General features: G+C 33.6%; 25 protein-coding genes. 9 read left to right on the top strand and 16 right to left on the bottom strand.

Translation table 11 applies throughout. From position 1 onward, the window contains the following. Positions 1-7 precede the first annotated feature (7 nt). Positions 8-1,279, bottom strand: coding sequence for a cation:dicarboxylate symporter family transporter (locus EKQ63_RS10370; RefSeq protein ID WP_000713288.1), 1,272 nt, complete (start codon positions 1,277-1,279; stop codon positions 8-10). A gap of 378 nt (positions 1,280-1,657) precedes the next feature. Here EKQ63_RS10370 and pyrH point away from each other — a divergent pair, with 378 nt between their 5' ends. Beyond that, a complete protein-coding gene (gene pyrH / locus EKQ63_RS10365; protein ID WP_001248049.1) occupies positions 1,658-2,401 on the top strand; it encodes a UMP kinase in 744 nt (247 codons plus the stop codon). A gap of 51 nt (positions 2,402-2,452) precedes the next feature. Here the strand turns inward: pyrH and cls are convergent, their stop codons facing one another. Next, on the bottom strand, positions 2,453-3,664 hold the full coding sequence (cls, locus tag EKQ63_RS10360) for a cardiolipin synthase (RefSeq protein WP_143881003.1): 1,212 nt from the start codon (positions 3,662-3,664) through the stop codon (positions 2,453-2,455). 117 nt (positions 3,665-3,781) lie between these two features. Between cls and EKQ63_RS10355 the strand changes: the two genes are divergently transcribed. Then, positions 3,782-4,720, top strand: coding sequence for an esterase/lipase family protein (locus EKQ63_RS10355; protein ID WP_143881002.1), 939 nt, complete (start codon positions 3,782-3,784; stop codon positions 4,718-4,720). Between the two features lie 42 nt (positions 4,721-4,762). Here the strand turns inward: EKQ63_RS10355 and EKQ63_RS10350 are convergent, their stop codons facing one another. From EKQ63_RS10350 to EKQ63_RS10330, 5 genes are all read right to left on the bottom strand, one after another. Next, on the bottom strand, positions 4,763-5,908 hold the full coding sequence (locus EKQ63_RS10350; protein WP_087994336.1) for an ABC transporter permease: 1,146 nt from the start codon (positions 5,906-5,908) through the stop codon (positions 4,763-4,765). Position 5,909: 1 nt separating this feature from the next. Continuing rightward, the gene (locus EKQ63_RS10345; RefSeq protein ID WP_087953007.1) at positions 5,910-7,019 is read right to left on the bottom strand and encodes an ABC transporter permease; all 1,110 of its coding nucleotides are present in this window, start codon (positions 7,017-7,019) and stop codon (positions 5,910-5,912) included. A 36-nt stretch (positions 7,020-7,055) separates the two neighbouring features. Beyond that, positions 7,056-7,994: an ABC transporter ATP-binding protein gene (locus tag EKQ63_RS10340; RefSeq protein WP_087953008.1), complete on the bottom strand. Its 939-nt coding sequence runs from the start codon at positions 7,992-7,994 to the stop codon at positions 7,056-7,058. 123 nt (positions 7,995-8,117) lie between these two features. After that, positions 8,118-9,218 carry a sensor histidine kinase gene (locus EKQ63_RS10335; protein ID WP_143881001.1) on the bottom strand — a complete coding sequence of 367 codons (1,101 nt, stop codon included), beginning with the start codon at positions 9,216-9,218 and terminating at the stop codon, positions 8,118-8,120. 4 nt (positions 9,219-9,222) lie between these two features. After that, positions 9,223-9,861: a response regulator transcription factor gene (locus EKQ63_RS10330; protein WP_071722977.1), complete on the bottom strand. Its 639-nt coding sequence runs from the start codon at positions 9,859-9,861 to the stop codon at positions 9,223-9,225. Between the two features lie 284 nt (positions 9,862-10,145). On the opposite strand from EKQ63_RS10330, the gene EKQ63_RS10320 reads away from it, so the two are divergent. The 4 genes from EKQ63_RS10320 to exsE are packed head-to-tail and all read left to right on the top strand — an operon-like array spanning position 10,146 to position 13,084. Further along, positions 10,146-10,628, top strand: a complete 483-nt coding sequence (locus tag EKQ63_RS10320) for an RNA polymerase sigma factor (protein WP_001195471.1) — start codon at positions 10,146-10,148, stop codon at positions 10,626-10,628. Continuing rightward, positions 10,625-11,068 (top strand): hypothetical protein, encoded by a 444-nt coding sequence (locus EKQ63_RS10315; RefSeq protein ID WP_048551833.1) that lies wholly within the window; start codon positions 10,625-10,627, stop codon positions 11,066-11,068. The genes EKQ63_RS10320 and EKQ63_RS10315 overlap by 4 nt, the downstream gene beginning before the upstream one ends. Beyond that, positions 11,061-12,131, top strand: a complete 1,071-nt coding sequence (locus EKQ63_RS10310) for a hypothetical protein (RefSeq protein WP_087953010.1) — start codon at positions 11,061-11,063, stop codon at positions 12,129-12,131. Before EKQ63_RS10315 ends, EKQ63_RS10310 begins: the two co-directional genes overlap by 8 nt. Continuing rightward, positions 12,128-13,084, top strand: coding sequence for an exosporium protein ExsE (exsE, locus tag EKQ63_RS10305; protein WP_071722986.1), 957 nt, complete (start codon positions 12,128-12,130; stop codon positions 13,082-13,084). Before EKQ63_RS10310 ends, exsE begins: the two co-directional genes overlap by 4 nt. A 32-nt stretch (positions 13,085-13,116) precedes the next feature. Here exsE and EKQ63_RS10300 read toward each other — a convergent pair whose 3' ends face one another. Next, positions 13,117-14,364 carry a DUF445 domain-containing protein gene (locus EKQ63_RS10300; protein ID WP_087994339.1) on the bottom strand — a complete coding sequence of 416 codons (1,248 nt, stop codon included), beginning with the start codon at positions 14,362-14,364 and terminating at the stop codon, positions 13,117-13,119. 154 nt (positions 14,365-14,518) lie between these two features. Further along, positions 14,519-15,850 carry a D-serine ammonia-lyase gene (locus EKQ63_RS10295; RefSeq protein ID WP_087953012.1) on the bottom strand — a complete coding sequence of 444 codons (1,332 nt, stop codon included), beginning with the start codon at positions 15,848-15,850 and terminating at the stop codon, positions 14,519-14,521. Positions 15,851-16,000: 150 nt separating this feature from the next. Between EKQ63_RS10295 and EKQ63_RS10290 the strand changes: the two genes are divergently transcribed. Continuing rightward, the gene (locus tag EKQ63_RS10290; RefSeq protein WP_087994340.1) at positions 16,001-16,546 is read left to right on the top strand and encodes a helix-turn-helix domain-containing protein; all 546 of its coding nucleotides are present in this window, start codon (positions 16,001-16,003) and stop codon (positions 16,544-16,546) included. Positions 16,547-16,596: 50 nt separating this feature from the next. Here the strand turns inward: EKQ63_RS10290 and EKQ63_RS10285 are convergent, their stop codons facing one another. The 5 genes from EKQ63_RS10285 to EKQ63_RS10265 form a co-directional block, all read right to left on the bottom strand. Next, the gene (locus EKQ63_RS10285; RefSeq protein ID WP_087994341.1) at positions 16,597-17,277 is read right to left on the bottom strand and encodes a prolipoprotein diacylglyceryl transferase family protein; all 681 of its coding nucleotides are present in this window, start codon (positions 17,275-17,277) and stop codon (positions 16,597-16,599) included. An 18-nt stretch (positions 17,278-17,295) separates the two neighbouring features. Continuing rightward, complete coding sequence (locus tag EKQ63_RS10280; RefSeq protein WP_087994342.1) at positions 17,296-17,850, bottom strand: TlpA family protein disulfide reductase; 555 nt, start codon at positions 17,848-17,850, stop codon at positions 17,296-17,298. A 55-nt stretch (positions 17,851-17,905) separates the two neighbouring features. Next, a complete protein-coding gene (locus tag EKQ63_RS10275) occupies positions 17,906-18,718 on the bottom strand; it encodes a M56 family metallopeptidase (protein ID WP_087994343.1) in 813 nt (270 codons plus the stop codon). 4 nt (positions 18,719-18,722) lie between these two features. Next, positions 18,723-19,136 carry a BlaI/MecI/CopY family transcriptional regulator gene (locus EKQ63_RS10270; protein WP_016717115.1) on the bottom strand — a complete coding sequence of 138 codons (414 nt, stop codon included), beginning with the start codon at positions 19,134-19,136 and terminating at the stop codon, positions 18,723-18,725. Between the two features lie 93 nt (positions 19,137-19,229). Next, a complete protein-coding gene (locus EKQ63_RS10265; RefSeq protein ID WP_014893865.1) occupies positions 19,230-19,628 on the bottom strand; it encodes a DUF3942 family protein in 399 nt (132 codons plus the stop codon). 471 nt (positions 19,629-20,099) lie between these two features. On the opposite strand from EKQ63_RS10265, the gene EKQ63_RS10260 reads away from it, so the two are divergent. Continuing rightward, on the top strand, positions 20,100-20,798 hold the full coding sequence (locus tag EKQ63_RS10260) for a peptidase E (RefSeq protein ID WP_087953017.1): 699 nt from the start codon (positions 20,100-20,102) through the stop codon (positions 20,796-20,798). Positions 20,799-21,004: 206 nt separating this feature from the next. On the opposite strand, the gene EKQ63_RS10255 is transcribed toward EKQ63_RS10260, so the two are convergent. Both EKQ63_RS10255 and EKQ63_RS10250 read right to left on the bottom strand, forming a co-directional pair. Then, positions 21,005-22,414 carry an MATE family efflux transporter gene (locus EKQ63_RS10255; RefSeq protein ID WP_087953019.1) on the bottom strand — a complete coding sequence of 470 codons (1,410 nt, stop codon included), beginning with the start codon at positions 22,412-22,414 and terminating at the stop codon, positions 21,005-21,007. Between the two features lie 99 nt (positions 22,415-22,513). Further along, complete coding sequence (locus EKQ63_RS10250) at positions 22,514-23,278, bottom strand: DUF2087 domain-containing protein (protein WP_014893866.1); 765 nt, start codon at positions 23,276-23,278, stop codon at positions 22,514-22,516. 224 nt (positions 23,279-23,502) lie between these two features. Between EKQ63_RS10250 and EKQ63_RS10245 the strand changes: the two genes are divergently transcribed. Continuing rightward, positions 23,503-24,288, top strand: coding sequence for an MBL fold metallo-hydrolase (locus EKQ63_RS10245; RefSeq protein WP_087994346.1), 786 nt, complete (start codon positions 23,503-23,505; stop codon positions 24,286-24,288). Positions 24,289-24,525: the final 237 nt, after the last annotated feature.

Here is a 24,525-nt window from a genome sequence, read left to right as displayed (position 1 = left end):
CGATTTCTTATGCTGCTTTTGTTTCTTTGACTGTTTCTACATATTGTTTTGCTTTCTCATTATCGAATTCGCCTTCCCACTTCGACATAACAATGGCCGCTAATGCATTTCCTAATACATTGACAGATGAGCGAATCATATCTAAAATGCGGTCAATTCCCGCAATTAACGCGATACCTTCTAGTGGTAACCCCATTGAACCTAACGTTGCTAATACAACAACGAACGATGCACCTGGAACTCCCGCCATACCTTTGGATGTTAACATGAGAACGAATAATAACGTTATTTGCTCTGTCAGTGACATGTGCACACCGTACATTTGTGCAACAAATAATGCCGCTAACGCTTGATAAATAGCCGATCCAGTCAAGTTAAATGTATAACCTGTCGGAATTACGAAAGAGGCAACTGCCTTTGGACAACCGAACTCTTCCATTTTTCTCATTATATTAGGTAAAACAGCTTCTGAACTTGCTGTCGTAAATGAAAGAATAAGTTCTTCTTTTAAAATTTTCATTAATGTAAAAATGTTTACGCCAACCATTCTTGCATTAATACCTAATACAATCACAACGAATAGTATAACAGTTACGTATACAGCTAGCACTAGTTTTCCTAAAGGAAGTAGTGTTGCTACACCAAATTTTGCAACCGTAACCGCAATTAATGCGAATACACCAAATGGTGCAAATTTCATAACTTGATTTGTAACCCAAAACATCGCTTCGAGTACACCTTCAAAGAAGTTAAAAACAGGCTTTCCTTTTTCCCCAATTGCCGCAACTCCTAAACCGAATAATACTGAGAAGAAAATAATCGGTAATAAGTCACCTTGTGCAATCGATTCAAATACGTTTTTCGGTACAATGTGAACAATTGTATCAGCAAAACCTTTCTTCTCAGTTGCATCTGCTGTTTGTTTATAAGAAGAAATATCACTTTGCTGTAAGTTATTCATATCAACGCCAGTACCTGGTTGGAATATATTCGCTGCGAGTAATCCCATTAAAATAGCAATCGTTGTAATAATTTCGAAATAAAGAATTGTCTTACCGCCCAGTTTCCCAAGCTTTTTCATATCTCCTACACCAGCTACTGCAACAATTAATGCAGAAATAACAATTGGTACTACAATCATCTTAATTAAGTGAATAAATATATCCCCAATTGGTGTGATATAAGAAATCGCCGTTTTATTGCCATAAAAGACTGCCCCTACTACAATCCCTAAAACAAGCGCGACAAAAATTTGTGTTGCCAATCCGAATTTTTTCATTTATGTTCATCCCCTTTATGCGAACGCTTTCATTTAGTATTTATAAAAAGCTTACTCACACATCATATAGGGGAACCTACAAAATCATACAAAAACCTACAAGTTTGTCACAAAAAATTCGAAAATTTTTCTTTCCTTTTTCATTGACACCTTTTTATTAAAAAGATATAAAATATACTTGATAAGTAGTCAGATTCTTTCGTATAATCAAAAAGATATATACTTACTACAAATCAAAATGAAAAGGAGTGGATGATATGAAAAACTATACAAAGCAATTCGTCTTATCTTCTTCTTTTCTTTTTCATTTTCTTAAAAAGGAACAAAGGCATTCGCCTTTGTTCCTTTTTTATTGCGATCTATATAGGGGGAATTGTTATGAGGCCATATAAACGTGTCTTAATTAAATTAAGCGGCGGTGCACTTGCCGATCAAACCGGAAATAGCTTTAACTCCAAACGATTAGAACATATCGCAAACGAAATTTTATCCATCGTTGATTTAGGTATCGAAGTATCCATCGTCATCGGTGGGGGTAACATTTTTAGGGGGCATCTAGCGGAAGAATGGGGAATCGATCGTGTAGAAGCTGACAATATCGGTACGTTAGGTACAATCATTAACAGCTTAATGCTACGCGGCGTTTTAACAAGTAAAACAAATAAAGAAGTGCGCGTTATGACTTCCATCCCGTTTAATGCTGTAGCTGAACCATACATTCGCCTACGTGCAGTCCACCATTTAGATAACGGGTATATCGTTATTTTTGGAGGTGGTAACGGGCAACCGTTCGTTACGACAGATTACCCAAGTGTTCAAAGAGCCATTGAAATGAATAGTGATGCTATATTAGTCGCAAAACAAGGAGTAGATGGCGTCTTTACTAGTGATCCAAAACATAATAAAGCAGCAAAAATGTACAAAAAACTAAACTATAACGATATTGTTAGGCAAAACATACAAGTAATGGATCAAGCCGCTTTATTGCTTGCCCGTGATTATAATTTACCAGCACACGTCTTTAACTTTGATGAGCCTGGAGTAATGAAAAGAATTTGCTTAGGTGAACATGTGGGGACGTTGATTAATGATGATGCTTCATTGCTTGTGCATGAAAAATAATTACTAATCATAAAAAAGGGGGTCTATAAAAGGCCCCTTTTTCATTAAAATTTACAAATAAAAATCAATCAATCCCGCAATTTTCTCTTTACAGCGCTCCCAGAATGATAACTTTTCAAAAAATTCTTTCGTCATCTCTTTTGAATCATGAAAATCCTCCGTTAATGCCTCATTAACTTGCCCTACAATTGAACCACCATGAATATACAAATTCATTTCATCATTTATATTGAAACTTCGCGAAGTAAAATTTGTCGTACCAATAACAGTTAGTTCATTATCAATAACCATTAATTTGCCATGGAACATTCCTTTTTTATAACCATATACTTTAATTCCATTATTAACAGCTTGACGAATATAAGGATATGCTGCCTCTTTAATAAGAGGGATATCTGGTTTATATGACCAAAGTATTTTTACTGTAACACCACGTTTTTGTGCCGCGATTAAAGCGTTCATTAACTCTTTATTTTTCGCTATAAAATACGGGGTCGTAATGACAACCGAATGCCTCGCTTCGTTTATTAACTTCACATATTTTTCAGCAACGTAATGTCCATTGTAACTCACCATCGTATGTAACGTGTTCCCTTTACTAGCTTTATTCGTACTTCTCTTTATATGTTCTTTCGTATCTCGTTTCCAATCTAAAACGAATTGTTCTTCTAAATCTTTTGCTCCTTCACCTTTAAGTCGCACATGATAGTCACGCCAATATCCAAATCTCTTATCTTTACCTAAGTACTCATCTCCTATATTAAAACCACCTGTATAGCCAATCTCCCCATCAATCGTCGTAATACGGCGATGATTACGATGGTGCAGTGAATAAAAACCAAATGGCAATTCAGGTTTTCTACTATATGTAAAATGTACACCACTTTCCCGCAATTCATTTATCTTCTTTCTTTCAAATGATAAATCATTAATGCGATCAACGGATAAATAAACATTTACTCCTTCTTTTGCCCTTTCTTTTAATAAGTTTAAAAAAGTATGGCTACTTTTATCATCTGACAAAATAAAAAAGTACGTGTAGATAGATTGCTTCGCTTCTCTTATATCAGTAAATAACTGTTTATAAAACGACTTCCCTTCTACATATAATTGAAAATCACTATAGTGGGGAGCATACTCTGTCGGCATATTTTTACCAGCTTCCATTTTCCTTCCTAAGGTAACGTCAATATGCATCCAAATTAAAATAAAAACGAAAATAGCAATAATAATAGAAGTAACTCTTAATATTTTTTTAATCATTTTGGTTTCCTTCCAATCATATTCCTTACTATTTCGTAGTGTTTCATTTAAATATGTTTTCATACGAAATGTATTTCTTATTTTTATTGATACTAAACAGTTAAAGGAGATACGAATATGAGAAAAGGAAAAACTCCTATTGTTTTTATCCCAGGTCTTTTCGGTTCAATGAGCAATATTATTATTCCCGGCACTGGTAATTGGAGTTTTGGACTATCTGCATTTGTTTACGAACCATTCATCATGATGCTAGAAAGTATGGGATACGAACGAAATAAAGACTTGTTCATCTGTTTTTATGACTGGCGGCAACGTATTGTTTTTTCTACACAAAAATATTTATTACAAACGATTGCTTATGCTAAAAAGGTTACAGGTTGCGATAAACTAAATCTAATTTGTCATAGTATGGGCGGTCTTCTTGGACGTTCTTACGTTCAAAGTGCAACATATAAAAATGATGTGAATCAACTTATAATACTCTGCACACCAAACGCTGGATCTCCACCAAATTATAGTTATTGGACTGGAGGTAGTCTCCCTATCCATGCCTCTTCTAAAATAAATATCGTTCATTTTTATATGGAACAATATATTTGTTACTTAAGCATCTTACATAAAATGAATAAAGTTGAGGCGATACACATTTACTTTCCAGGATTACAAGATGTTATTCCTTGTAAAGATTACGAAAATTATTTATTTATAAGATCTGGCTCTTCTATTACATTTCTTCCTTATAGTAAGATGAAAACGAAAAACCCTTTCCTCGATACATTAAATGAAAATAGATTTATTATACAAAAAAGAAATATTGAAACGACACTCATTGCCGGAGATGGAGAGGAAACAATTCAATATTTACAAGTCGTCCCTTCACATCCCAAACTGAAATGGACAGACGGCAAAGTCGTCGGTGATTTAATTACAAAACATGGTGACGGTAACGCTGTTCTACATAGCGTTTTTCTTCTAGAGGGAAATAAATATGTTGTGCATGCTTCACATAACGAAGTGCTCTACAAAAGCATTTCTATACTACAAAAGATACTCTAAATTTCAAAAAAAAGGTATGGCATTAAGCCACACCTTTTCACATTAAACAAAATTTCTCGCATCATTATTTCTTCCAAATTTATAAATCGCAATTAAGAAGAATGCAATTGCAAAAGCGAATAAAATTAAAATATTTAAATACAACTCAGAGAATGGAATTCCTTGCTGTAGTTTTGCTATCGTGTCTAATAACCAACGCTGCGGAAGGAAATTAGCTACTTTTTGTACTGCATTTGGCATAATGTCGTACGGGAAATAACATCCAGCGAGCAAACATGTTGGTACTATCACTAAATTTTGCATTGCATTTGAAGCAGCTGAACTTTTTGAAAAAGACACAATGACTAATGATAAACCAATTGCGATTAAAGCGAATATCATAAGCACACCAATCATTACTATGAAAGGCATATTAATATTTGTATGAAAAACATTCGTCAGAAATAATACTGCAATGACAATTTGCAATGTTAATATCATCATATTTACTGCGATATTGGATAATATAAATTTCTTTCCATCAATTGGTGTTGATAATAATCTAAAGTACGTTCTATTCTCTTTTTCTTTTAAAATAAATCCTGATAAGTTCACTGCTGAAAACAGCATAAACATAATAAGATAACCCATCGTTTGATTTGTCATATCTTTATTTTTCGAAGTATCTTCTAGCGTCTCAGTTTTCATTTTAAATGAACTTTTTTGATACCCTGCGTACATATTATCAAATGTACTTTGATCTGTTCCTGCTACTTTACTAATAGCTGCTATATTATCAATATAATTATATAAATATGATTTTATAAATCCTGTTACTTGATCACCTTTAATCGATGAAATTTCAATATGATCTGGTTTCCCTTCTCGAACACTTTTGGAAAAACCAGAAGCTAATGTAATAACTCCATCAAGTTTTTTGGAAGTGAGTTTATCTTCCACTTCAGACTCCTTAACCTTACTCACATTCACATGATTTAATCCTTCTAAAAACTTTATCGTATCGTTTGCTATCGGCTCATTTTCTTTATTTACAATCCCGATATTTAACGTTCCTTGCCCTGCATTTCCGTATATCGAAAAAGAGATGAGCGTTCCGATTATTGGCAAACTAATAATAATGAATAACCCTTTTTTATTTTTCAAAAGTACAGATAACGTTTTTTGTATGAGCCATAAAATATCTTTCATACTATAGCCCCTCCCGTCTACGTAATGCAATAATTGCAATTAATAAAAAGAGTGCTGATATTCCAAGGTTTAAAGAAATGACTGGTAGTGCTGCCCCTACATCATTCGCATAAATAATTTTCATAACAGCTGTATTTGCCCACGTTAATGGTGATAAATTCGTAACGAAATTTTCTTCTACTACGAAATATGCACCACCAAAAATAGAAGCTAATTGCACTACTACCATAATAATTGCTCTTGATGCTTCAGCTGTTTTTGTAATATATCCGATTCCTAAACCGAAGCTAATTGCTAGAAAGACTTGTGTTAATAAAATAAGAAATATGATTCCAAGATGATTGCCCCAATTCGCTTGAAAAACAAATTTACTAAATAACATGACGAGTAATATGCACAGGGCATTTGCTACTAGGCTACCTAGTACTTTCCCAATGAATATTTCAGCTTTACTTATAGGTGCAGCAATGAGACGATCTCCTGTTTTACGTATTCGTTCTCTTCGAATTAAAGAACTCGCTCCCATTGCAGCATATAATGCAATCATCGTTGTCATTACAACCGCATAGTAATCCATAGAACCTGGTTTTTTTGCAGCTTGTAAGGATGTTTCTTTTATATAATCATTATGATTTCCGTTTGAAATAACTGTGCTCAACTTAGTAGGATCTACTTTTGCAACTTCGACCGCTACATTGTACTTATCAACAAATGTTGTAAGCATTCCTTCCACAATACTTCCCTCAATACTACTTTTGTCACTTCCGTAAAATTTCGCACCATCTTTCTTTAGTTCTACATAAGCAGCATATTTATTTTGTTTTACTTCTTCTTTTCCATCTATACCTTCAGAAGCTTTTTGAAAATGAATACCTGATTTATCGACTTCTTTTGTAAATGCTGCAAACGATTGAGAAAATGTGCTACTCGCTTCATCTTTATATAGCACTTGTATATCTTTAATCGAATGACTATCACTATTAAATGCGTTTGTTAATGCTGTTCCTAATACAAGCATAAGCACAATTGGAAATGCTAACATAAAAACTAAAGTTCTTACGTCTCTGAAATCTCTTTTCATATGCATAATTGCAATATTGAAGATGTTCAATTGATGAACCTCCCTTTACTGTTCTTCTTTTACCTTTTATTTATCTCGTAAGTTTCTTCCAGTCAACGTAAGGAATACCGTTTCTAAATTCGGAGCCTGCTCCTCTAACGAACGAATTTCAATATCATGATTAATGAAGTGCTGAATAATTTTATTTAAATTGTTTAATCCTGCATCCGAGTTTACTTTAATTACGTTCTCTTCAATTTGAACAGCTTTCACACCGTTTATCTCTTTTAACTTCTCTACATCTAAATTTTCTACTGACTTCACTTCAATCCAAATATCTTTCGTATCTGTAATAATCGCTTTTAACTGTTCTTTCGTACCTTCTGCAATCACTTTACCGTGATCTACTATAGCTATTTTCGTACAAATCTCTTCTACCTCTTCCATGTAGTGACTCGTATAAATAATCGTACTTCCCATTTCGTTTAATTTCCGAACAGACTGCAGGATATAATTTCTTGACTGGGGATCAATTCCAACTGTCGGCTCATCCATAATAATTAACTTCGGTCTATGAGCAATTGCACAAGCGATATTCAGTCTTCGCTTCATCCCACCAGAAAAGTTCTTTGGATAGCTTTTCTGTTTATCGCTAAGTCCTACAAATTGAAGAGCTTCCTCGACCCTAGCTTTTAATTCAGCTCCTCGTAATCCGTACAATCCAGCAAAAAATTTCACATTTTCATAAGCTGTTAACTCTTCATAAATCGCAATATCTTGCGGAACGATACCGATATTCATCTTCGCAAATCGATTATGTTTCTTTATATTTTTTCCTAGTATGCTAATTTCACCTTCATTACTTCTTAACAAACCAGCAATCATGTTGATTGTCGTACTCTTACCAGCACCATTCGATCCTAAAAAGCCAAATATTTCTCCTTCTTTAATAGATAAAGACATATTATCAACTGCGATGAAATCACCAAATTTTTTCGTTAAATTTTTAATTTCTAAAGTATTCATCGTTTCACCCCTATTTCGGTTTCTCTGCTTTTAGTATAAACAAAAAGAATGAACCTGCTCAGTGCAGAAGTTCATTCTTTTCACATGAGATTATTCACTTTTTTCATATGAGATGATTCATCCTCATATCGGCAGCAACATTGTTACTGAAAAACCACTTGTCCCATCTACAATAATTTTACCATTTACAGATGCCGTTCGTTCCTCCATCCCCATAATCCCGAGACCTTTTTTAACAAGTACTTCACCTTTGCCATTATCCTTCACTTGTACTTTCACCATCTTGTTAAGTACATGAATATCGATTGAAATAACTGTCGCATCAGCATATTTCATCGCATTTGTTAATGTCTCCGTAACATTTTCACCGATAATCTTCCACTGAATCGGTGAAATCATATCTAAATTCCCTTTATATACGAAAGGAATATTTATATCATGCTTACTGGCAAATTCCTCTATGAATAATTTCATACGATGAATGCCAATTTGCTCTGTTGGTGGTTTCATATTTTTTAATGTCACCCGAATACTTTCAATTCCGTCTATTGAAATATGAATTGCATTTTGTAATAACTCGGCTGATTTTTCTTTATCTATCTCCATTAACCTCTTTGCTGCTTCCATTTGAATAAGTGCACCTGTCATCGAGTGGCCAATTTTATCATGAATTTCTTGAGAAAGTCGATTTCTCTCTTCTAACTTAAATGTGTATTCTGATTGCCTTATGTACTCTTTATTTTCATGTAAGCTTTTCGTCAATCGCTGCATATCTTTTCGCATCTTATCATTTTGTGATTCAAGCTTTAATACGCGCGATATATACCGTTCTGCCATAATTAATACGAGGAAAGAAAATGCAACAATTAATCCGTATGTCATTCGAATGCTTTCATTTGTAAAAATAATAGGAATCATCATAATGATAAATAGCTGCCATTTCTTCTCTATATAACGGAATATAATTTCATATAAGTTCAATGGTAAAAACAAAATAAAGAACGAATGAATCTTCCATGTAAATAACATAACTAGACCAATTGATACGCAAGTTAATATGTTTTTGTACGTAGCTTTTTTAAATATAGAAATCAGCACGTTTACAGAAAGATATAAAAGCAAAGTAAATATAATCCATGGTAAGTTCTCTACATTTAAATAAATGTAACTAAACACAATATATATAAAGACAATTAATTTACTTACAATTAACCAAAATTCCATATCTTTAATCTACTTTCCCTGTCAAATAATAAATCGCGATTTGTGTACGATGTTCAAGTCCAGTTTTCCCTAAAACTGATGTAATATAATTTGCAATTGTTCCTTCTGATATGAAAAGTTGCTTCGAGATTTCTTTATTCGAAAAGCCTTTTGCAATTAATGCGATAATACTCAGCTCTCTTTCTGTAAAAAGACTTGTATCTATTTTACATTCTTCCTCCTTACTTTCCATTAAATTAGACTTAATTTTATCGAGAACGACATCTTGCATAACTGTTTGCCCGTTATATACTCCTTTTATCGCATCACGAATACGCTCTGGATCATTATTTTTTAATAAATAACCTTTCGCTCCGTTTTTTACTGCATCCAAAATATATTCATCATCATCAAACGTCGTTAAAATAAGCGGCTTCGTTTTCGTCTCTTCACAAATAAATTTCGTCGCCTCTACCCCGTTCATGTTCGGCATACGAACATCTAAAAGAGCGATATCAACGTCGTTCTTTTTGCAATATTCCACTGCTTCTTTTCCGTCATTTACTGTATCTACTACTTCAAACTCTTCATATGTATTTAAAATAATTTTCATGCCTTCTCTAATAAAAGAATTATCATCTGCTATTAATATTTTAATTTTCATGTTTGTTAGTATGGAACTTCCCCTACTAACATTCACATCCTTTCTCCCGGTAACATTTCCTACTTGCTCATTATATACTTCTCTTTACCATTTTTTCACACCTTTTTTTCATCTAGTTCTCCTGCAAAAAATATATTATTCTTTTTTTACAAAATGTGTAGGGTGACTTATCATTCTTTACGTCTATATAATAGAATGCGTCAAAAAGGAGGGAGAGACCGATTGAGGAAAAACAATTAATTGAAAAAGCACAACAAGGAAGCGAACATGCTTTTCGTATCCTTGTGCAAACATATCGTCATTATATTTTTCAAGTTATCTTTTCTATTTTAAGGCATGAAGAAGATGCAAAAGATGTTACACAAGAAGTATTCGTAAAAATTCACGCCTCTCTCCCAAATTATCAATTTCGTGGATTAAAAACGTGGATGGCGCGTATTGCCACCAATCACGCTATTGATTATAAGAGAAAAAAAGCTAGAGAAAACGAAGAGCTATCCTTATGTAAAGAAACTGAGGAAAATATAAAATCCTCTCATAATATCGAGGCTTTATTATTGACGAAAGAGCAAAAATTACTCATTGCTCAAAAACTGAGAGAACTTCCCGAAAATTACCGTGACGTCGTTCTCGCACATTACTTAGAAGAAAAAAGTTATCAAGAAATTGCTTTACAGGAAAACATCGAAGTGAAAACAGTCGAAATGAAACTGTATCGGGCAAGAAAATGGATTAAAAAACATTGGAAGGAGGAAGAGTTTCTATGATGCATTATTCAAAAGAAGATTGGCGCAATTATACATTAGATGTTATAGAAAGCAATGAACGTGAATCTATGGAAGAACATCTTTATGAATGTGATCATTGTTTAGCACTTTATATGGAAAGTATTGATGAACAACAGGAAAACCTTCCAATGATAAATGATGATTCATTTACGAACGAAGTTATGACGCAAATTAATTTTGAAACGCTACAACCTAATGAAAATATAAAAACAAACTCACTAAAGCGCACCATCGTTCACTACATAATTGCGACTGCGGCTACAATTATTTTTATGGTAAGTGGTTTATTCCAATATATTTTCACAGCGACATCAAATTTCGAGAAATCTTCAAAACATAACAAGTCTTCTATCTCACAACAAATTGTAAACAAATCGGTAGACACATCCAAAAAGGACGGAGGTTCAAAGCATGAATAAAAATCCCTTTTTAGCACTTGTATTAGGGCTAATTCCCGGGCTTGGACATTTATATTTAAAGAAATTTGGACGGTTTATTTTATATAGCGGAGGGGCTGTATTTCTATTTATCTTTGCAGTATTTTGTACAATAGCATTGGGAGCGCGTGATATTGCTTTTCTTTCTCTATTTTTACTAGCCGTGTTATGGGTGGTCAACTTATTAGATTTAGTTATCACGATTATTAACCAATCGAAAAAACAAGCAACCGGAGAATTGACAGAGTCCTCTAAAGAGAGCGAACGATTTTATATCATTCTTCTTTCCATCATCCCTGGACTTGGTCATTTTCAATTAGGGCTTATGCAACGTGGACTTACATTTTTAGTAGCTTGTACAGGAATCGGAAGTATGATTATTTTCGTTGCACTTTTAACATCGCAAGAAAGTTTTCTTATCTTCCTTATTACATTACCTGTTTTATGGATTTACAATTTCTTCGATGTTGTTCAGCAACTCCAGAAAAAAGAACGTGGTGAGCAATTAGTTGACCGCACTATTTTTGAAGATTTTGAAGAGCACCGTGAGCAAGGAAAGAAAAGTAAAACATTCGCTTCTATTTTAGCGATGTTTCCTGGAGCAGGACATATGTATTTAGGCTTGCAGCGCCGCGGTCTTCAGCTTATGGCAGCCTTTTTACTTTCCATATATTTACTCGACTTATTAAGACTTTCAGCGTTTTTATTTTTAGTACCGATCATTTGGTTCTATAGCTTTTTTGACGCTTTACAACAAACTGCAAAGTATGGAAAAGAACGTGTAAATGACGAACCTATCATTGATTATTTTATCAATCATCAAAGATGGATCGGTATTGGGTTAATTGCACTCGGTGGTTATTATTTATTAGATCAAACAGTCCTTCCTATTTTGAATGATTACTTTGCAACTATATTTAACATTCATCTTAGCGAGCTGTATTATCGCTATTTCCAAACATCTATCGTTGCACTCCTCTTAATTGGTGGCGGCTTTAAATTGTTACTTGGAAATAAAGAAAATAAAGGTGGTACGAAAGAATGAGAACATGGCGCGTTGGAACATTTTCAATGGGGCTTTCTATTATTGCATTAGGTTGCTTCTTACTATTTTCAGTTATAAAAGGCACGCAAGCATTAGATTCTTTAACAGCATGGTGGCCTGTTTTACTTATTATACTTGGCGTGGAAATCTTACTTTACCTTCTATTTTCTAAGAAGGAACAATCATTTATTAAATATGATATTTTTAGTATTTTCTTTATCGGTGTTTTAGGAAGTGTTGGCATTGCTTTTTACTGTTTATTATCAACTGGATTACTAGATGAAGTTCGTTATTCTATGCATACCACTCGCCAAACGAGTAATATTCCAGGTGGACAACTTGATATACCTGAATCTATCAAAAAAATTGTAGTGGATGCAGGGCATCATCCTCTAACAATAGAGGGCAATGATACAAATCAAATTCACCTTCTTGGAACATATGAAATGACGACGAAAGCTAATGAAAAACTCAATTTAAAACAAGAAGATTTCCTTTCGGTTCAAACAACTGGGGAAACGATGTACGTAACATTAAAATCATTACCCGTTCAACATACGTTATGGAATTCGGCACCACAAGTGAAACCAACGCTTGTTCTTCCGAAAAATAAAAATGTGGAAATCCGTGCTTCAAATAACGAACTATCTCTTTATCCAGGTCAATTACAAAATAATTGGTTTGTACAAGAAAGCTCAAGAGTGTCTGTCCATCTTGCAAAAGAGAGTGATGTATCTTTAACAGCAGTAACGAATCAAAAAGAAACACAGGGAAGCACACCTTGGGAACAAGTAGAAGATGTAACGAAAAAAGAAAATACTTCTTCAGAAGAGCATCCAGAATTAAACAACCAAGAACATTGGTATAAAAATTCAATTAAAACTGGAAATGGCACGTACAAGTTAAATATTGAGAAAGCTTATAATTTAAATATGAGCGTTATTGAAAAATAAGAAAAACCTTCCGCAATTGCGGAAGGTTTTTCTCATATAATCGCTTTAATTCCTTCTAATACTAATCCAATCATAAATCCGCAGACAGCTCCGTTTACTCGGATCCACTGCAAATCTTTACCAACGTTATTTTCAATCATTTCAATTAACGTTTTATCATCTAACTTATCAAGGTTTTCTTGTACAAGTTTTCCGATTTTCGAATGGTTATTTTCAACAAGCTTCACAACTTGTTTTTGTAACCATTCTTCTATTTTTTGAACAGTCTGTTCATCCTCTTTTATTTTATTCATTTGTGTTTGTAAAAATGGGATAACATACTTATCCGCAAATTCTTCGTTATTTACAAAGACAACTGCTCTTTGTTGTACTTGCTCCAGCATCTCTTTTATTTTGTCAGTAGCATTCCAATTAGCAATCCATTTTTCTTTCCAATTTTCTAATTCTTGTAGTAACGCTTCATTTTCTTTTACATTTATAATTTCTTGACGAATTTTCGCTAATATAAGTTGTCTCGTGCTATTATCTGCATCTTGTAAGCTGTTAATATTGCTAATGATAAATTTCTGCAAAATACCGCCAATTTTATCTTCATCTACAATATTCATAAATGATTTCAAAGTAAACTGCAAGAATCCATCCACTTTTATATTTTCCATCGCCTTCATACCTAAGCTTCCGAGCTGATAACGCGCTTCATCTTGCGCTGTCCAATCTTTCACTTTTACTAATATGTAATCAAGTGTCTTTTCATCATATTCTTGCACAACTAATTGATCAACAAGCACTTGCAATATGTTACTTGTATTAATTGTATGCAAATACGTTTTTAATTCTTTTTCAATAATAACAGCTAACTTTTCTGTATCTATTGAAACAATTGCTTTCTCAGCAATCGTTACAATCCCCTTTTTCACAGCATCAGACTGCATTTCTCTCTCAGCAATTTGCAGCACCATTTGTGCTAGCTGCATCTCTTTTACTTTATTTGTAATACTTTCTTTCGTCAGCCACTCATTTTCTAACGTATGAATGAGCCCTTTCGTTACTCTCTTTCGGTTTTTAGGTAACAAAGCTGTATGCGGAATTGGAATTCCCATCGGGTGACGGAATAATGCTGTAACTGCGAACCAATCCGCAAGTCCACCAACCAATCCAGCTTCAAATCCCCCTTGTATAATCTCTCCTGCTACCGTTCCTTGAAAAGGGATAGAAGCCGCAAAGCCGATACCCATAATCCCAAGCGAAATACCCGCTATATATTTAGTCTGTAATGACATCGTATACACATCCTCTTATTATGTAAAATAAAGCTTTTTTGTTGTATTTATTCCATATTATTTATCCTTTATATATACTATAAAGAACTATTGTGAAAATAACAAAGATTTTTATGTACATGAAAAAATGAGGCTACAACTAGCCTCATTTTTCTTATATCGTTAATTCCAAACCTTTCCTATAATATTCATCCATTACATCTTTAGGAACCATACTTCCACCCGTTCCCCACACAATATGAGTACCTTTTTTCAACTTCTCTGTTAACTGGTGCTTTTGTAAATACTCATCTTCTTTACATATTTTCACTGGGCCTATCATACCTGCTAGTGCAGAAGGCTCTAAATCAATATTCTCCGTATCAGCTAGTTCTTTTAACAATCTATATAACGCTTCATCACTTACTGTGTAATTTCCACTCAAAAATGGTTCCATCGTTTTACCGACAAATCCAGATGGCCTTCCTACCGCAAGTCCATCTGCATCTGTTACATTATCAATTCCGATATCTTGAACAGCAATTTTGTCATGAAGGCCTGTCATTAAGCCGAGTAACATACAAGGAGAATGTGTTGGCTCTGCAAAGAAACAATGAACATTGTCTTTATACAATAACTTTAAACCGAATGCTACTCCGCCAGGTCCTCCTCCTACTCCACACGGAAGGTAAACAAATAAAGGATGATCTTTATCTACTACAACCTCTAACTCTTCTAATTGCTTTTGTAATCGTGATGCTGCGACTGCATATCCTAAAAACAAATCATGCGAGTTTTCATCATCGACAAAATAACAGCTAGGATCAGCATCCGCTTGCCTTCTTCCTTCTTCTACTGCTTTACTATAATCAGCCTCATATTCAATCACGTTTACACCTTTACTTCTTAACAAATCTTTTTTCCATTGTTTCGCGTCTGCTGACATATGAACCGTTACGTTAAAACCTAACTTCGCACTCATAATCCCAATACTTAATCCTAAGTTTCCTGTCGAACCTACCGCAATAGAATATGTTGCAAAAAACTCTCTACATGTATCACTATCTAAAATGGAATAATCATCTTCTACTGTTAACATACCATGCTGCAAAGCTAATTGTTCAGCATGCTTCAGCACTTCATAAATACCACCTCTAGCTTTAATTGATCCTGATATCGGAAGATGACTATCACATTTTAATAATAATTCTCCTAAAATAGGTTGCTCGTAATGTTTCTCTAAAGCTTGTTTCATTGAAGGGATTTTCACTAAAGGCGATTCAATTATGCCTTCAGTCTCTTTCGTTTCAGGAAAAACTTTCGCAATATATGGTGCAAAACGCTTTAACCTCTCCTCCGCATCTTTTACATCTTCTTCATTAAGTGGTGAATCTTTTATTGCCGTTTCATACTTTTCCATGTTCGGATTCACCCAAAACACTTCTTCTGTTTCAATTAATTTATTTAATAGTGGATATTCCTCTTTTAATTTCTCTATTTCTTTCATTCTTCTTCCTCCTCATCACCTTGTAGCTTACGATTTAATAAATTATAATTAAATTAATTTTAATATAGTTTAACACAAATTATTCATTTTAGTTAATTTTAATTTAATTTATTTAAATATAATTTAATTATTATTAAGGAGATTTTCAATATGGAAAATATAGATATTGGTAAAAAAATTGAAAAACAAAGAAAAGAAAAAGGTTTAACGAGTAAAGAGCTAGCAAAGATGGCCAATATTACGCCATCTATGTTAAGTCAAATTGAACGCGGATCTGCTAACCCTTCTATCCAAACATTAAAAGTACTCGCTAAAGCGTTAGATGTTCCAACATTTAGCTTTTTACTGGAAGATACAAATACAGACGATTTAATTGTACGTTCTCATAAACGAAAAAAAATGATTATCGATAATTTATCATATGAAATGCTATCACCTGATTTCACAGGAAATTTAGCAACAGCGATTATGACCGTCCCGCCGAATACAGCTTCATCAGAAAATGTACTAGAACATAAAGGTGAAGAATTAGCATTTGTATTAGAAGGAAAAATCACATTACATTTAAATGAAGAAGAATACATATTGGAAACGGGTGATAGCGTAAAAATACCCGCTTATTTAAAACATAAATGGGTAAATCAATTTGAGAAAAATGCGATTGTCTTATTTTCTGTTACTCCGCCAATTTTTTAATAGATGTAATAAAAATAGCCACGTGCGGATTCCTCCGTACATGGCTATTTTTATCTTTTCGGCACGAACAAAATTCCTAAACTCATAACAAAAAAACTGAATATTTGCTGCATCGATAAACCAAATAAAACCGAATTTTGTTCACTAATAAGCGAAATAATAATATGAGCAAACCCCTCAACTATTAGAAAAACACTTATATTCTTTCCATTTCCGAGTCTTTCATTTTTCATCCATAACAAGCCCAGTATACAAAGACCAAGGATGATCTCATATACGAAAATGGGATGATATATAAATTTAGATTCATATATTTTCACACCCCAAGGCAGTGTCGTTTGTACACCTATTTTGTGGTGGAATAGAAAATAAAAAATAATACTCATACAAAACCCAATAGGCAATGCATCAAGTAAAATACGAAGCGAAAATTGCTCCTTTTTACTTTTCCAAACAATGTATACACTCGCAATTATACATCCTACTATAATATGTTTCATACTTCCTATAGCTAATAATGCTTGCAATGGCGATTTAAAAGCCCATACTGGATTTATAATTGCCGGTGCAAATTTCCATACAAATACAATGATTAGAAAAGCATTTGTTACTACATCCATCATTTTTTCATATGGTACACTTTCGTTCTTCATCTTTCGTTTCATCAATATAAATCCAAATAGACTTCCAATTATAAGAGATACAGGTTGTAACCTCACGATCCACTCCATTAATACAAAATCCCCTCTTTAACTCTCAATTAATTTCTTAAATTTCTCTTCTAATTGATCTGGAGGTAATACGCCTCGTACTTGCTCTACAATAATTCCATCTTTATTAACAAAAAACGTCGTTGGTAAAGAAAATACTTTATAATCTAATCCAGCTACTCCGTCCATATCTAGTAAAACAGGAAACTTAAATCCATGACGATCCGCAAAAGCGCTCGCTTCTTGCACTGGATCTCCTATTGTTGCATTTACCGCAAAGATTTCAACATCCTTTTTATATTTATCATACATACGAACTAAGTCAGGTGCCTCCATTTCACATGGACCACACCATGATGCCCAAAAATTAATAAGATACGGTTTTCCTTTTGCATCATGTAACGAATATAGCTTCCCGTCTAATCCTTTTAATGTTATGTCTGGTGCTTTAAATCCTACTTGTGGTAATACTTCTGTTTTTTGTAACTCCGCTTGTTTTTCTTTTCTTTCCTTTTCTTCTTTCTTTGTATTATAAAAGTTCACTCCGGCCCAAATTAGTGCTCCGGCCAGTATTATCGCAATTAGCTTCTTCACTTTTCTTCCTCCTAAATACACTACATCAAGTAGTGTTAATACTTAAAAAAAGAGGCTATATGCACTCTCCGACAATCAGTACAACCGACATACAAAATAAACCTACTGTTACATATACCGAATTTGTATGTAACGGCATATTGAGCTTAACAACTTTTTCATGTAACACTTGCTCGATTCGTAAATTGATTGCTGTTTTTGCAAATGAAGCTGTCACACATCGATTTTCCATTGTCTTTATTTTAATTAATTTTAATAATGCGCTTCCTAACTCGAATTTAGATTTCATTTTCCGCATTGCATACTTATCTGCAGCTAACTCTTGATACACATGATAGCGCTGCAATAACCCTTTTAATATCGGGATGTATATCATTCCTTCTGCTAATAACGTAAAACAAAATAATTTTAATGGGTCTCGATTGTTTTGATGATATTCTTCATGAAAAATAATCGCATCCATTTCTTCATCTGAAAAAGTTTGAAGCATCCCTTCTGACATGACAACTTTCGGACGAAATAACCCAATTGTAAATGCCGCAACTTCCGCAGTCGGCAATATATATATTTGTTTTCCTTTTCGAACGAAGGGAATAAGTACTTTTTGTAATCTTTTAGTATCAAAAAATTGTCGCCACATTCTTTTGCACACGATAAACACAGTAAGTAGTAGAAATCCAGCGATTATAATACGAATGAATGATAATTCTTTCATATGTTTTTCTAACTGAAACAAGCAAAAATTCGAAAGAAAGAACGCCTTATTTTGAAACAGAAATGGATATGTAACGTAATACACTAACATACTAAAAAAGAGGGAACTAACAATGACTGCTAACAATACGATTTTACGCATTTGCCATTTCATTTCATTAATCCTCTTTTTTTAACTGACTCAATTTATCTTCTAACTTTTTTATTAAAGTCGGATCAACTTGCTCTAATTCATCTAGCATATGATTTACAACTAAATCACCAAATTCCCCCATCAATTCCTGTGTCATTTTCTTCGTTTGATTGGATAAGAATTCATCTTTTGTTTGTACAGCACGATATATTCCACTTCTTTTCATAGTCTGCTTTTCTAAGTGTAATTTCTCTACTAACCTGTTCATAACTGTCATTACAGTATTAAAATTTACAGGTGATTCTTCACTTAATTTCTGCTGTACTTCTTTAATCGTAATACCCTCACTAGACCAAACAATCTCCATAATCTTTGCTTCAAGCGGTCCAAAGAAATGGTTTAACCCTTGTTCATTTAGCTTATAGTTTTGAGTAAACATCGTATAGCTCCTTTCACACTACGAATTGTAGTATAAATGAAATAAAAGGTCAATTATGAATGCTATACACTAAAATTCACTCCCAAATCCCATTCACTGTAAACCTAACTTTTCTCCAAATGTTTCAAACAGATACTGCTCTAATATTTGCACACTAAACTTCTCATTGCGCCCTAGTGCAAATAATTCCCGATCTTTCGCTACTATAGTATCTAACGGAATAACGACATTATCCACTATTTTTGTAATTTCAATGATGTTACTTTTTACATTTACCTCTGTTTTAAATTCAATGTTTTCTAATACGATATGCGAGCGTCTTCCTGATGCAAAAAAAGTAAAGTTAGGATTTTTATAAATACCAATTTCACTCTCTAGTGGATATAAATATTGAAAAATGATATCTCTATGTCCATCTTTTATTATTTTTTCATCCTTCTCATCATCCAAGTATTCTTTCACCTTCGTTGTAAATTCAAATCGAAAATCCACTTTTTTCACGCTCCCTCTTTGGAAATAATTTTACCATATTGTAATACAACTTCCTATTAAAAGTAAAAACTCATTTGTAAAATCTCTATTATTTCCAATTCTTTTTTAAAGGATAAGCACTCATTCAATATGAATTCATGCTTCGTTATATCTATTTAAACATATTGTTTCCATTTTTTGAAACAATAGTAAGAAGCATTATATAACAATAAAGTGAACCTTTAATCAGTAGGGGCTTTGTTCATCCTCCACCTAACTTCTTTGCTTCCGCTGAATTTTGAGATGGGGGTCTTACTGCCCGTTATTGCGGGATAAACTGTTTCTAATTCATTTTCCTATATAGCCACTATCACCTTTATTATTCCAATATATTTAAACCCCATTTTCTACTTATTCATTACGTAAGAGAAGGAATGTAACTCTCTTCTATCGAATTTTTATATAACGAAAATGATTAGGTGGTGCTTTACTATGAAATTAGCTGTCATTGGTGGCGGTGATTTACAAGATTCAAATCACTCGCCTATTAATGAGCGACTTATAGAATTAACAAATAAACAGTATCCGAAAGTATTATTCATTCCTACAGCTAGTCATGATGATGAAAGCTATATAAAATTATTTTTAGACACATTCGAAAAACAATTACACTGTGAAGTACAAATTTTACGTATTATAGCCGATACACCTTCAAAATATGAAATAGACGAAATGATTCAGTCTGCTGATTTAATTTATCTCGGTGGCGGGAACTATATTCAAATGATTACAGAATGGAAAGAACATAAGCTCGATGAAAAATTACTATTGGCTCTGCAGCAAGGAACGCTCATTGCAGGGTGTAGCGCTGGTGCTATGTGTTGGTTCACATCTAGTATCCGCTCAGATTATGAAGGTTCTGGTTATATAGAGAGTAACGGCTGGGGAATTGTGAACAAAAGGTTTTGTCCACATTATAATCAATTAAATAGAATGAACGCCTTCCATTCCTTTTTACAAAATCATCAAGGTAATATAGAAGGCATTGCACTAGAGGATAATTGCGCCTTATATATTACAGAAGAATCTTTTGAAATTATCGGTGAACCAGAAAAAGCGTGGGAGTTTTACATGAGTGATAATAAACTCATTAGACAACATTTTGATATTACTTTAAAAAGCTATTTATAAAGTGAAACTTTAATCAGTGGGGGTTTTGTTCATCCCCACTGATTATTAGTTGAACCAATCGGGCATCCACGGGCAGTTGATCTCCCACCTAACTTCTTTGCTCCAGCCGAATTTTGAGGTAGGAGTCTTACTGCCCGTTAATGCGGGATAAACATCCCTTTACAAAAATGCCCCTAAGTATAATAACTTAGGGGCATTTTTTGTGTTTAACTCACTAATCGTGTAATTCGTTTCTTCTGCCATGAAAGCTTATAATATGCATACTGTAAAATTAAGCTGACAATAAATGCTGCTGGGTATCCAATCCATATCCCTTCTATGCCAAGACTTGTATGGTAAGAAAGGTAATACGCTACAGGTACTTCAACAAGCCAAATTGATACGACGCCAATAACAGTTGGCCATAATACTGTACCGCTTGCTCGCATTGTCGCACTAATAATTTGCGCATGACCGAAAATTAAATAACTCCATAATGTGATCATAACTAGGCTATGAGCAATTTCAATTGTAGTTTGACTCGTTAAAAATAGTGCTAGAATGTCTCTTGAGAACAAGTAAATGAGAGATATTAGCACACCACCGATGACGTAGTTCATAATAATTCCGGCCTTCACAACTTTCTGCAATCGATCAAATTGATTCGCACCAATTGATTGTGCAGCAAAAATGGAGACTGTAATACCAAGACTAACGGCTGGCATTTGTACATAACTTGCAACTTGGTTCACAACGCCATAAGCTGCTGTTGCATCCGAACCGTAACGATTTACAAACGCGATTACCGCAATTTCTGATAATGAAACTAATATCATATTAATACTTGCTGGAATACCGAGTCGTAGTAATAACTTTAATAAACCCCAATCCATTCGAAGATATTTCCTTACCGTACTATCTAATTGTAGCGGGTGATTTTTCTTCTTTAAATACACTAACATGACAATAAACGTAATAACTGTAGATATAACAGAAGCATATGCTGCTCCATACACATCTAATTTTGGAGCACCTAACCACCCAAAAATAAGGATTGGTAATAAGATCATATTTAGCGCTGTACTTACAATTAAAAAGTAAAATGGCGTTTTAGAATCTCCTGTACCTCTCATAAACGTTGTGTATGCGAAATATAAAAATAAGATTGGCATCGATATAAATAAAATACGTGCATAATGTACACTTATTTCAACAATATTTTCTGGCGTCCCCATAAGGCGCATAATATCCATTGCAAAAATACTACCTACTATCGCTAACACAACTCCAATAATAAAGGTAAATGTTAGCGTCGTACCAACAATCGCTTTTAAACGATCTTCGTTTTTTGCACCAAACGCCTGACCAATTAAAATGGAACTCCCTGAACCAATACCAATTACGAATGAAACAAGTAAGAAAAATAATGGGAAGAATGCCGATATAGCCGCTAAATCATTCACTCCAAGCCACCTTCCTACTACTACCATACCGAATAATTGTCCAACTGATTGTAGTACATTACTTAATAGTAACGGTACTAAAAACATGGACATCGATTTCCAAATCGGTTTACTCTCACTTTCTAACTTATGTGACTCCGCACCTTCTTTATTGTTATTTGTAGGTGGTTTCAAATTTCATGTCTCCTTTTATTAAAAATCTGTTTTTCAACTTCCCTCTTTTTGTATATTTGTTGTAATGGTGTGCTTCTATTCATATTCTTTTCTATGTTATTATAACTTCACCCAATATTGGCTTCCATCAGCTGTTCTATCTAAAAACCCGTATTCGATTAAATATCTTCTCAAAGTTACAAAATCCGGATATACGCTTTCTATAATAGCATTTACTTCTTTTTCAGTGTACTTTTTATTACTATCAAACTTCGTCACTAAATGACGTAATATAATTAATTTACGCTTTTGCTTTTTTGGAAATTTAGAAAGCGGTCCATCTAATCCCTCTGTAAAATGCGTTTTTAACACTTCATCATTTTCTTCTTCTGTAATATTGTAGCGATCATCTACCATCGTTGCTGTTCTATGAATGGGTACAAATTTCGTTTGTACTTTTGATTTTTCTTCTGAAAGTTCCATTAACGCCAAAAACACTTTCGCTTGCTTCATTTTCTCTCGAAGGGTAAACCGATGATTGCGGATAGTTGAAGTACTTCCGCCATCCATCTCTTTTACAATCTCTTTATCATTCAGCCCCATATGGAAAAACTGAACCATCTTCTTTTGCAAATCAGTTAAACCCGTATACTTCTTATCTAGGTTTAATAAATAATCAAACATCGACGTATGTTCGTTTTGCACATGCAATTGTACAAACTTTTCTGCTTCATACAAAACTTGATTATCTTGATAAATAACACCCTTTATAAACGCTTCTCCACAAGCTAAACAAATATATTCCTCTGCTTCCGCTTCAAATACATACCCTTTCTTCAACTCCTCAACTGAAGCGTCCCAAAACTTCTCTGAAATATCACTCATACTAAACACTCCTTTAAAATGTTTATTTTAAAATAGACAAATCTTAATAACGTTTATTATCACTTCATCATCTTAACATAACAAAAACAAACTTTTCAATGTTTCGTTTACCTATTTTATAAACTTTTATAAAAACGTCTATTGGATATTCTTTAAAAAGGACATAAAGCAACAAAAAGCGAATGTATTTAATATATGAATTACGATAGGATGTGAAACAAAACATGACTATTCTGGACGACCCTTGGTTTACTGTTAAACAAATTGCCCAAAATACATATGCAATTAGTGAATATGGACATTGGGAGAAAGTACATTCCTTCTTACTTGTAGGCCATACTATTGCACTCCTTATTGATACTGGACTAGGTATCGATAATCTGAAGCGTATAACTGACCAACTAACAACCTTACCAATTACTGTTGTCACAACACATGTCCATTGGGATCATATCGGTAGTCACTCACAATATGAAGAGATCTATGTACATGCTTTAGAAGCAGATTGGCTCATTAACGGGATAAAAGGACTTCCTATTACTCAAATTAGGCATGACATCGCTCGAGATATCACTTTACCTACACCTAAAACATTTCAACCTGAAACATTCAAGCCTTTTCAAGGAACACCAACAAAATTACTACAAGATGGAGACATTATTGATATCGGAAATAGGAAGATTCAAATTATACATACCCCAGGTCACTCACCGGGACATATTTGCCTATACGATTATGAAACTGCGTTTTTATTTACGGGAGATTTACTTTATGAGGGCACGATTTTTGCATTTTATCCATCTACAAATCCTGTAGATCTAGTTCAGTCTCTAAATAAAATTACAAACGTCTTTCCTATTAAACAAATTTTTGGTTCACATCATACCCTCGGCCTTTCACCTGTTATATTGAAAGAGGTGAAATATGCTATTCAATATTTAAATGATAAAGAGCTAATCAAACACGGGACTGGTATTCATACATTCCAAAACTTCAGCATTCAATTTTAACTAAAAAAAGGTGTTTCCGTATAAGAAAACACCTTTTACTTTTTATATATTCTATTTACAGTCTCTACTAAAACCTTACTTACCTCTACAAATATATGTTTTCGATTTCCATCCTCAACAAATTTATTAGCACAACTACCCATAATGATTATACAACTAATTATGACTAACACTATCTTTCTATTCTTGTAAGTCACTTCATGCCACTCCACTATTACAAAACTTCTTTTAAATTTA

This window comes from Bacillus sp. BD59S (assembly GCF_007363175.1).
In the GTDB taxonomy this organism is placed as follows: Bacteria; Bacillota; Bacilli; order Bacillales; family Bacillaceae_G; genus Bacillus_A; species Bacillus_A pacificus.
The sequence above is the reverse complement of the archived record's forward strand: the minus strand, read 5'-3'. Positions and strand labels throughout refer to the sequence as shown.

Coding starts and splice junctions, on each gene's coding strand:
- EKQ63_RS10270 (WP_016717115.1), bottom strand. CDS start 19,136: ATGTTTACTCAAAACTATAAGCTAAATGAACAAGGGTTAAACCATTTC.
- EKQ63_RS10275 (WP_087994343.1), bottom strand. CDS start 18,718: ATGAAATGGCAAATGCGTAAAATCGTATTGTTAGCAGTCATTGTTAGT.
- EKQ63_RS10245 (WP_087994346.1), top strand. CDS start 23,503: ATGACTATTCTGGACGACCCTTGGTTTACTGTTAAACAAATTGCCCAA.
- EKQ63_RS10300 (WP_087994339.1), bottom strand. CDS start 14,364: ATGTCATTACAGACTAAATATATAGCGGGTATTTCGCTTGGGATTATG.
- EKQ63_RS10355 (WP_143881002.1), top strand. CDS start 3,782: ATGAGAAAAGGAAAAACTCCTATTGTTTTTATCCCAGGTCTTTTCGGT.
- EKQ63_RS10340 (WP_087953008.1), bottom strand. CDS start 7,994: ATGAATACTTTAGAAATTAAAAATTTAACGAAAAAATTTGGTGATTTC.
- EKQ63_RS10315 (WP_048551833.1), top strand. CDS start 10,625: ATGATGCATTATTCAAAAGAAGATTGGCGCAATTATACATTAGATGTT.
- exsE (WP_071722986.1), top strand. CDS start 12,128: ATGAGAACATGGCGCGTTGGAACATTTTCAATGGGGCTTTCTATTATT.
- EKQ63_RS10285 (WP_087994341.1), bottom strand. CDS start 17,277: ATGGAGTGGATCGTGAGGTTACAACCTGTATCTCTTATAATTGGAAGT.
- EKQ63_RS10295 (WP_087953012.1), bottom strand. CDS start 15,850: ATGAAAGAAATAGAGAAATTAAAAGAGGAATATCCACTATTAAATAAA.
- pyrH (WP_001248049.1), top strand. CDS start 1,658: ATGAGGCCATATAAACGTGTCTTAATTAAATTAAGCGGCGGTGCACTT.
- EKQ63_RS10250 (WP_014893866.1), bottom strand. CDS start 23,278: ATGAGTGATATTTCAGAGAAGTTTTGGGACGCTTCAGTTGAGGAGTTG.
- EKQ63_RS10290 (WP_087994340.1), top strand. CDS start 16,001: ATGGAAAATATAGATATTGGTAAAAAAATTGAAAAACAAAGAAAAGAA.
- EKQ63_RS10330 (WP_071722977.1), bottom strand. CDS start 9,861: ATGAAAATTAAAATATTAATAGCAGATGATAATTCTTTTATTAGAGAA.
- EKQ63_RS10370 (WP_000713288.1), bottom strand. CDS start 1,279: ATGAAAAAATTCGGATTGGCAACACAAATTTTTGTCGCGCTTGTTTTA.
- EKQ63_RS10260 (WP_087953017.1), top strand. CDS start 20,100: ATGAAATTAGCTGTCATTGGTGGCGGTGATTTACAAGATTCAAATCAC.
- cls (WP_143881003.1), bottom strand. CDS start 3,664: ATGATTAAAAAAATATTAAGAGTTACTTCTATTATTATTGCTATTTTC.
- EKQ63_RS10310 (WP_087953010.1), top strand. CDS start 11,061: ATGAATAAAAATCCCTTTTTAGCACTTGTATTAGGGCTAATTCCCGGG.
- EKQ63_RS10350 (WP_087994336.1), bottom strand. CDS start 5,908: ATGAAAGATATTTTATGGCTCATACAAAAAACGTTATCTGTACTTTTG.
- EKQ63_RS10335 (WP_143881001.1), bottom strand. CDS start 9,218: ATGGAATTTTGGTTAATTGTAAGTAAATTAATTGTCTTTATATATATT.